We start from the raw sequence: 9,752 nt of genomic DNA on the forward strand, positions 1-9,752 counted from the left end.
CAACAGGCTACAGACGAAATAAAAGCATAGCTGTCTTTATTCTTGAGCAATTTTTTTCTTGTTTTCTATGTAGGTAGCGCTCTGAATGATTCAAATAGGAGAAAATAAAAACAGTTTAGCAAATGGTATTATTTATAAAGTAAATAAAAGAGATAAATTTGATCTTAAGGGTTCTACCACATCTGAAATCAAGAATCATTAATCAAAAATCCGAACTTCCAATTGGTTCTATCTAGCACCAATACCAAATCGGATTTAGTTGGTAATAAATTGAATATCAAAGAAGAAACTATTTTCATGGGAAAAAAAATTCCTTCAGGAATCATTGCACTCTTCTATAAGAGCTATTTTTAGTAGCAATTGTCGCAAATCCAGATGCTAACTTATCATAATTGATTGTCTTTATTTTGCATAAAGCCGTAATAAATAAACAAATGAGCTTGACCCTTGCTAAATTGAGTTCTCCTTTGAAATGATCTTGTAAAACTGAAATAAGCTCCGTGTCTTTACCCTCAAGACTGGTATTCTTCACTATAAAAATTATGTGGTGATAATTCTATAACGCACGAAATATCAGTATTTTTTAGCAAATTACAGGGGCTTTATTTGGTTGAATTTCAATAATATATGTTTTTGTTGTGTACTAAATTAATTCAAATAAAGAAATAAAGGTTCAGAGATTCAGAGCAACAAAGGTTTTTTGTTGCACAAATTCATGCATTGTCGCTTTGAACCTTTGCCTCTTTCAACCTTAAAAAACAAACTTATTTTAATCGAATTAACCGAAGATACATTACAGGATTTAATTACCAAAATTTAAAAAATTAGCTTCAGAAAATGATGAAGATTATATCATTGAAACTATAGAAGTTCTTGAGGCAATGACTGAAATTTCATTCTTGAAATACAAAGAACTGGATGTGATAGGCGAATTAATTTCTACTATGTAAGGTGCTTTAGAGATGAGCAAACTGGTAAAAACCGGAACTGATAAAAAAGAAGCTTTAAATACTTTCATGAAACGAGTACTAGATTCTATCGACAAATAAAATAAATCATATTCAATATTTTAAAAACGTACTTAACAATGTGTGTGTGTTTTATTCAATAAAAGAGAATACAGCAGTACCTGCGGGTTTATCATAAGAGGTAAAAATGGAAACTTTAAACACCTGTTTGAGGTCTTATTCTTAAATAATTTTCATACTTTTGAACCTTATTAAAAAAACAAAATTATGGCATTAATAACATTAGGAGGAAATCCAATACACACTTCAGGAGAATTACCAAAAATAGGGACTAAATTAGCTGATTTTAAATTAGTTAAAACAGATCTTTCTGTAGCTTCGCTTAGTGATTTTCAAGGTAAAAAACTAGTTTTAAATATTTTTCCAAGTATAGATACAGGAACGTGTGCAGCCTCCGTGAGAAAATTTAACGAAAGTGCCAGTACTTTAGAAAATACAACTGTATTATGTGTTTCTAGAGATTTGCCTTTTGCCCAAAAACGTTTTTGTGGTGCTGAAGGACTTGAAAATGTCATTAATTTATCTGATTTTCAAGGTGGTGAATTTGGCAAAGTAAATGGTTTAGAAATCACTGATGGCCCTCTGGCCGGATTGCATTCCAGAGTAATCATTGTTGTTGATCAAAACGGAATAGTTACCCATACGGAACAAGTGGCTGAAATTGCAGACGAGCCAAATTATGAAGCGGCTTTAGCTGTACTTTAATTTCATCTTAATGGAGTTTCAAAAAGATACCACTTTCATTACGGGAAGATTAAAAAGCGTCACTTATGCATTTAAGGGCGCTTTAAAATTGATCCGCACAGAACACAGTATAATGGTTCAGGTTTCAATAGCCATACTGTTGACTATTGCTGGATTTTATTTTAGTATTACTAAAACAGAATGGCTGTTTCAAACTCTGGCAATAGGATTAATTCTTAGCATTGAGGGATTGAATACGGCTGTAGAAAAAGTAGCTGATTTTATCCATCCCAATTATAATGAAAAAATTGGGTTTATTAAAGATATTGCCGCAGGAGCGGTCTTTTTTGCTGCTTTAACAGCAATAACAATCGGTTTAATTATTTATACACCAAAATTCCTGTAAGAATTAGTACAACTCGAATGGCAAAAACAACAAAAATACCTCCTTTAAACAAAAAAAATGATTCTAAAACTCCGGAGAATAGTCCTTGGAGGGTGACTAAACAACATAAAATTGTTTTTGGCTCACTGTTAGTATTGTTTTCAATTGCTTTATTATTTGCTTTTGTTTCCTTTTACATTTACGGTCAAGAAGATCAAAGCGCAGTTCATGCGATTGCGGATCGTACGGAAATTGTTCAAAATTGGTTGGGGAAATTTGGCGCTTTTTTAGCTGATTTGCTAATTTATAACGGTTTTGGAGTTGCTGCATTTATATTTGTCCGGTTATTTTTCTTAACTGGAATATATTTAATAGTAGGATTACCTTTAAAAAAACTAAAAAACATTTGGTTTTGGGATTTATTTGTGAGCGTCGTTTTATCAGTTTTGTTTGGTTTTTTTGCTACTTCAGTACCTGAATTAGGAGGTGTAATTGGTTATGAATTGAATTCTTTTTCACAAGATTACATTGGAAAAACAGGCACTTTATTGATTTTATTATTTGGGTTAATTATATATGTAATTTTCAAAATTAAAATTTCACCAGAAAAAATCCAATCCTTTTTTGATCAAACAAAACAAGAATTAAAGACTGATTTAGCAACAGCCAGTCCCATCAAAAAGGAGAACAGTGGTTATAATTTAGAAGAGTTTGCCGTAACCGAAGAAGAGGACAGTATTCATTTGAAAACCAATGGTAATCAATTTGAAATTAACAAAGAAGCATTAAAACCTACAATAAGCAACGCATCGAATATTAACCGGGAACCTGTTGCCAAGCCTCTCGCTATGGAAATCACACCAATAGCAAAACCAGAGGTATTAGCAGCTCCAATTGATACTTTTGTAATAGAAACGGCTCCGGAAGAGGATATAATTGAAGAAAATTTAGCCTCGCGATTAGTTGCTGATTTTGGATTATTTGATCCAACATTGGATTTATCCAATTATAAATTTCCTACGATTGACCTATTAAAAGAATATTCTACGGGAGGAATCACTATCAATCAGGAAGAATTAGAAGAAAATAAAAATAAAATTGTAGATACGCTTCGCAATTACAAAATTGAAATTGCACAGATCAAAGCGACCGTTGGACCATCAGTTACTTTATATGAAATTGTTCCGGAAGCAGGAATTCGAATTTCAAAAATCAAGAGTCTAGAAGATGATATTGCGCTGTCACTTTCGGCATTAGGCATTCGGATCATTGCCCCTATTCCTGGGAAAGGAACCATAGGGATTGAAGTTCCTAACAAAAACCCCACGATGGTTTCGATGAAAAGTGTTATTGGTTCCGCTAAATTTCAAGAAGCCGAAATGGAATTACCTATAGCTCTTGGAAAAACCATTTCGAACGAAACTTTTGTAGTTGATTTAGCTAAAATGCCCCACCTATTAATGGCCGGTGCTACCGGACAAGGAAAATCTGTTGGATTAAATGCTGTTTTAACTTCCCTTTTGTACAAAAAACATCCCGCAGAAGTTAAATTTGTTTTGGTAGATCCTAAAAAAGTGGAGCTGACCCTTTTTAATAAGATTGAAAGACACTATTTAGCCAAACTTCCAGACATGGATGAAGCAATTATTACTGATAATGCAAAAGTAGTTAATACCTTAAACTCCCTGTGTGTAGAAATGGATAATCGCTATTCTTTGTTGAAAGACGCGATGGTGCGAAACATTAAAGAATACAACGATAAATTTAAAGCCCGAAAATTGAATCCAGAAAATGGCCACCGATTTTTACCGTATATCGTTCTTGTAGTAGATGAATTTGCCGATTTGATTATGACTACCGGAAAAGAAGTAGAAGTTCCTATTGCTCGCCTGGCACAATTAGCGCGTGCCATAGGAATCCATTTGATTATAGCTACGCAAAGACCTTCGGTAAATGTAATTACAGGTTTGATAAAAGCTAATTTTCCTGCCCGAATCGCCTTTAGAGTTACTTCAAAAATTGACTCCAGGACCATTCTTGACACACAAGGAGCAGATCAGTTAATTGGGCGTGGCGATATGTTATACACTAACGGAAATGATGTAGTACGTGTACAATGTGCCTTTATAGACACACCAGAAGTAGAAAAAATAACGGAATTCATTGGTAGTCAAAAAGCATATGCTACCGCTTATTTACTTCCAGAATTTATTGGGGAAGAAAGTGGCATTAATCTTGATATGGATATCTCTGATAGAGATACTTTGTTTAGAGAAGCAGCCGAAATAATTGTCAATGCACAACAAGGCTCCGCATCATTGTTACAAAGAAAACTAAAACTAGGGTACAACAGAGCGGGCCGATTGATTGATCAATTGGAATCCGCAGGAATTGTAGGCCCTTTTGAAGGAAGTAAAGCGCGCAGTGTAAACATTCTGGATATAAGTTCTCTTGATCAATTTTTCAACAATGAACAAAACAATTAACAACATGAAAACAAAGATTCAAAACTCAAGTAAAAGCGAACAAATGAAGCCATTCAAAAAAAGCAATCTAAAGAACTTGAGCAAAAGACTTATTTTTATTACCACTTTATTACTTTTTAGTTTTTCGATACAAGCTCAGGATAAAAAAGCAAAAAATCTTTTAGACCAAGTTACTGCAAAAGTCAAAAGCTACAATACTATAATAATTGATTTTAAGTATTCTTTGAATAATACAAAAGAAAACATTAATCAGGAAAGTAAAGGAAATGTTACCATGAAAGGCAATCAATATGTTTTAAATTTCATGGGAGTAACTAAAATTTATGACGGAAAAAAAGCCTATACTATTGTCCCTGAAGATGAGGAGATTACAATTTCAACGGTCAATGACAAAGATGACAATGCAATTACACCTTCTAAAATGTTAACGTTTTTCAATACTGGTTATAAGTATAATATGGATGTTTTACAAAATGTCAGAGGTAGAAAAATTCAGTATATAAAGTTGATACCGTTTAACTCTAAAGACCAAAGAAAAGAGGTGTTATTAGGAATTGATGTACAAACGAAACACATCTACAATTTGATTGAAATAGGAAAAAAAGGGACAAAAACAACATTAACGGTTAATTCTTTCAAAACCAACCAACCTTTGTCAAAAAATCAATTTACATTTGCAAGCAGTAAATATCCAAATTACTACATCAACAAATTAGATTAATTTATTAGGTGAAAATTCTCGACAAATACTTATTAAAAACATTCCTGACTACATTTACCACAGTATTTGTAATTCTTTTTTTTATATTTATACTTCAAACCGTTTGGTTATTCATAGCTGAATTAGCAGGAAAGGATTTAGATTTACTCATGATCATAAAATTCCTAGCATTTTCAATGCCTAGGATTGTGCCTTTAGTACTTCCCCTTTCGATATTACTGTCTTCCATAATGACATTTGGTAATTTAGCAGAAAATTATGAATTTGCGGCAATGAAATCTTCTGGAATTTCTTTGCAAAGAGCCATGAGAAGCTTAACGGTATTTATAATTTTATTAAGTATAGTAGCTTTTCTGTTTTCTAATAATGTGATTCCTTATGCGGAGTATAAATTTATCAATTTCAGAAAAAATATTGCACAAGTAAAACCAGCCTTGGCAATAGCTGAAGGACAATTTAGTGATGTTGGTTTTTATAACATTAAGGTAAATAAAAAAACAGGTGACAACGGAAACATCCTTACAGGTGTGACTATTCATAAAAAATCAAACGTTGGTGACGGGAGTAAAACAGTTATTAAAGCCCGAGATGGCGAATTAATAAGTAGTGAACAATCTAGCATTTTACAATTAGTGTTAAATGATGGCTTTTACTACGAAGACATAGTTCCAGAAAAATATGAGGATCGCAGTAAAATGCCTTTTATCAAAAGTTCGTTTAAAAAACATATTATCAACATTGATTTATCAGAACTTAATAATGTAGATGTCAATGACGAAAGCGTTGCGAATACTAATACTATGCTTACTGTCAATGAATTAAGCTATACATTGGATTCGTTAAATAAAAATTTAAAAAATGATATTATTTCATTTTCGGAAAATAGCAATGCACGAATACGGATTCCTGGCAATACTAAACGAAAGGAGTTCAAAATAGAAAACTCCTTTCCTGAAGATATTTTATCCTTGTACACTAAAGAGCAACAAATAGAAATTTTAAGAATAGCGACAAGTACTATTAGTAGTACCGTGTATTCAATTGATACCTCTAAAACCGAATTAGAAAATAAACAAAAAAATATCAATAAACACTTACTTGCTTTTTATGATAAGTTTGTAATTGTATTTGCATGTTTTCTAATGTTTTTTATAGGTGCCCCTTTGGGAGCAATTATTAGAAAAGGAGGATTGGGACTACCTATAGTTTTTGCAATTTTAATTTTCATAACCTTTCACTTCATAAACTCTTTTGGCAAAAGAATTGCTCAGGAAAATGAAATGTCACCTTTTTTAGGTGCCTGGTTGTCCTCGATACTATTATCCCCTTTAGCAATTATACTAACTTACAGAGCTACAAATGATATTGGATTGATAAATGTGGATGTTATTCTGGCTCCATTTCAAAAAATATTAAAAAAAATATTTCCATCACAAAATTAACAGTACAAATGACTACAAATAATATACAACTCAACACAATTGAAGAAGGGATAGAAGCTATTCGTCAAGGAAAAATTATTATCGTAGTTGATGATGAAGATCGTGAAAATGAAGGTGATTTTTTAGCAGCAGCCGAGAAAGTAACACCCGAAATGATTAATTTCATGGCCACACACGGCCGAGGACTCATTTGCGCACCATTAACAGAAAGCCGCTGTAAGGAGCTAGGCCTACATGTAATGGTAAGCAATAATACCGACCCAATGGAAACTGCTTTCACTGTTTCGGTTGATTTAAGAGGAAACGGAGTGACCACTGGAATATCAGCAGCAGATAGAGCAAAAACAGTTTTATCTTTAGCCAATTCTGATACCAAACCACATGATTTAGCAAGACCCGGTCACATCTTCCCATTGATTGCCAAACAAGGAGGCGTACTAAGAAGAACTGGTCATACGGAAGCCGCAATTGATTTTGCCAGATTAGCGGGTTTTAAATCCGCAGGTGTGATTGTAGAGATTATGAACGAAGATGGGACTATGGCTCGATTGCCTCAATTGGTAAAAGTAGCTAAGAAATTCGATCTAAAATTAGTTTCCATTGAAGCTCTTGTGGCTTATAGAATGCAGCACGACAGCCTAATTATTAAGAAAGATGATTTTGATATACAAACTCGTTTTGGTACCTTTCGTTTAAGAGCATACCAACAAACGACCAACAAACAAATCCATATTGCATTGACAAAAGGGACTTGGAATTTAGGAGAACCAATTTTAACAAGAATACACTCTTCGCAAGTCAATAATGATCTGTTAGGAACTTTGACTGATAATGCAGACCAGCAACTTGATGCCATGTTTAAAGTGATTAACGAACAAGGTAAGGGAGCTGTTGTGTTTATCAATCAAGATATGCAATCTGTTAATTTATTGAATCGTATTGGAGAGCTTAAAATTTTACAGGCTGAAGGAGAAATAAAAGCCCCAAAAATTAAAATTGACAGTAAAGACTTTGGAATCGGAGCGCAGATACTTCATGATATAGATATTTCAAAAATCCGATTAGTATCCAATACAGAGCCAGGAAAACGAGTAGGAATGATAGGTTACGGACTAGAAATAACAGAATACGTCAGTTATTAAAAAAACAATAATTTATTTATTCAAATAAATTAAATGCTAAAGTAAAGAAAATGAAACAATTAAAAATAAGTACATCTAATAGACCTTTTTTTAAAAAAAATAGATTTGTATAACCAAAAAAGATTCTTATATTTGCACTCGCAATCAGATAATGAAAGCAATTTACTGGAGAAATGGCAGAGCGGTCGAATGCGGCAGTCTTGAAAACTGTTGACTGTAACAGGTCCGGGGGTTCGAATCCCTCTTTCTCCGCCAGTAGAAAAACAAATGGTATCAAAACCCCGTAAATCTTATGATTTACGGGGTTTTTGCTTTTACGACATATTCAAATTATTCATCTAATCTCATCTTTTAAGAGGCAAAATCGAGACCCTACAATAATTCAAAAATCAGGGTCTCGCTAAATCAACTTGAAAATTTCAAACAACCTGTTCAATGGCTAGTTTATCACTAGTCCACTATTTAAACATCTTGTTTGATATCCTTTAGAAATCTAAATTGAATACTAATTAAAAGGTTACCACTATGAAAACTAAAATCACATTACACTTCTATGCGAAGAGCACAAAAGCTAATGCTGCAGGTCAACTTCCTATCTATGTAAGATTAACTGTAGATGGAAATCGAATGGAGTTCAGTACCAAAAAATTTATAGATTCTACTAAATGGTCACCTGAGCTGTCAAAAATGAAAGGCAATACCGAGAATGCTCGTTCATTAAATGAATACCTTGATTTACTGAAATCAAAAATATTCGACATCCAAATGGAATTAATACACAGCAACGAACTCCTCACAATTGAAGTTTTTAAAAATAGACTTCTCGGCATTAAAGAACAGCAACATATGCTCGTCCCTATATTCGAAGAACACAACCGGAAAGTAGAAGAGCTTTTGGGACTTGAATACGCACCAGGAACACTAGAGCGATATAAAACCTCACTCAAGCACACCAAAGACTTCTTGCAGTGGAAATATAACATTTCCGATATCGAAATCAATAAAATAGACCATTCTTTCATAACAGAGTATGAATTCTATTTGAGAAGTGTTCGTAAATGCGCCAACAACACGGCAGTTAAATACATTAAGAACTTCAAGAAAATAATCAAAATCTGTATTTCAAATGGATGGATAGATAAGGATCCATTTGCAAACTATAAATCAAAAATTCGTGAAGTCGAAAGAGATTACCTAACGCAAGAAGAAGTTCAGGACATCTATTCTAAAGTATTTGCAACCGAAAGATTAAACCAGGTAAAAGATATTTTCGTTTTCAGCTGCTTTACTGGCTTGGCTTATATAGATGTCAAAAACTTAACGGTATCAAACATCAGTATGGGTATCGATGGCGGGAAATGGATATTCACCCATCGACAAAAAACAGAGACAGCTTCTCGCATTCCCCTCCTCCCGATTCCGGAAGAATTAATCCTGAAATATGCCAATCACCCACAATGCATAAATGAAGATAAACTATTACCGGTTTTAAGCAACCAAAAAATGAATAGCTACTTGAAGGAAATAGCGGACGTTTGCGGCATTAAAAAAGATTTAACCTTCCACATTGCTCGACATACTTTTGCAACGACTGTAACCCTTACAAATGGAGTTCCCATAGAAAGTGTGAGTAAAATGCTTGGTCATAAAAACATAAGAACGACGCAACACTACGCTAAAATATTAGATAAAAAAGTGAGTGAAGATATGATGATTTTAAGGAACAAAATGTTAAACTGCAACAATTATAAAATTATCAATAAGACCAATTAGAAGCTCTATTATTTCACTAGTGTCCACTAAAAAATAAAACAAGTTCTTTGAAATTATTGTAAATCTGTATTTTAAGAGTCATTTTTGAGCG

7 protein-coding genes, 1 tRNA gene and 1 pseudogene are annotated in these 9,752 nt (G+C 33.2%); all 9 read left to right on the plus strand.

Annotated features, from left to right (window positions below; genetic code table 11):
• Positions 1-851 precede the first annotated feature (851 nt).
• Positions 852-1,049 (plus strand): annotated as a pseudogene (locus EKL97_RS06540) (DUF6952 family protein).
• A 186-nt stretch (positions 1,050-1,235) separates the two neighbouring features.
• The gene (gene tpx / locus EKL97_RS06545; RefSeq protein ID WP_126462763.1) at positions 1,236-1,733 is read left to right on the plus strand and encodes a thiol peroxidase; all 498 of its coding nucleotides are present in this window, start codon (positions 1,236-1,238) and stop codon (positions 1,731-1,733) included.
• Between the two features lie 10 nt (positions 1,734-1,743).
• Positions 1,744-2,118: a diacylglycerol kinase family protein gene (locus EKL97_RS06550; RefSeq protein ID WP_126462760.1), complete on the plus strand. Its 375-nt coding sequence runs from the start codon at positions 1,744-1,746 to the stop codon at positions 2,116-2,118.
• A gap of 17 nt (positions 2,119-2,135) precedes the next feature.
• Positions 2,136-4,583: a DNA translocase FtsK gene (locus tag EKL97_RS06555; protein WP_126462757.1), complete on the plus strand. Its 2,448-nt coding sequence runs from the start codon at positions 2,136-2,138 to the stop codon at positions 4,581-4,583.
• A gap of 43 nt (positions 4,584-4,626) precedes the next feature.
• Entirely contained in the window at positions 4,627-5,304 is a 678-nt protein-coding gene (locus tag EKL97_RS06560) for a LolA family protein (RefSeq protein WP_231507367.1), read from the plus strand.
• A gap of 8 nt (positions 5,305-5,312) precedes the next feature.
• The gene (locus EKL97_RS06565; RefSeq protein WP_126462751.1) at positions 5,313-6,746 is read left to right on the plus strand and encodes an LptF/LptG family permease; all 1,434 of its coding nucleotides are present in this window, start codon (positions 5,313-5,315) and stop codon (positions 6,744-6,746) included.
• Between the two features lie 8 nt (positions 6,747-6,754).
• Entirely contained in the window at positions 6,755-7,888 is a 1,134-nt protein-coding gene (gene ribB, locus EKL97_RS06570; protein ID WP_126462748.1) for a 3,4-dihydroxy-2-butanone-4-phosphate synthase, read from the plus strand.
• 167 nt (positions 7,889-8,055) lie between these two features.
• Positions 8,056-8,143, plus strand: a tRNA-Ser gene (locus EKL97_RS06575).
• Between the two features lie 270 nt (positions 8,144-8,413).
• Entirely contained in the window at positions 8,414-9,661 is a 1,248-nt protein-coding gene (locus tag EKL97_RS06580) for a site-specific integrase (protein ID WP_126462745.1), read from the plus strand.
• Positions 9,662-9,752: the final 91 nt, after the last annotated feature.

The organism is Flavobacterium sp. LS1P28 (assembly GCF_003970335.1).
GTDB lineage: Bacteria > Bacteroidota > Bacteroidia > Flavobacteriales > Flavobacteriaceae > Flavobacterium.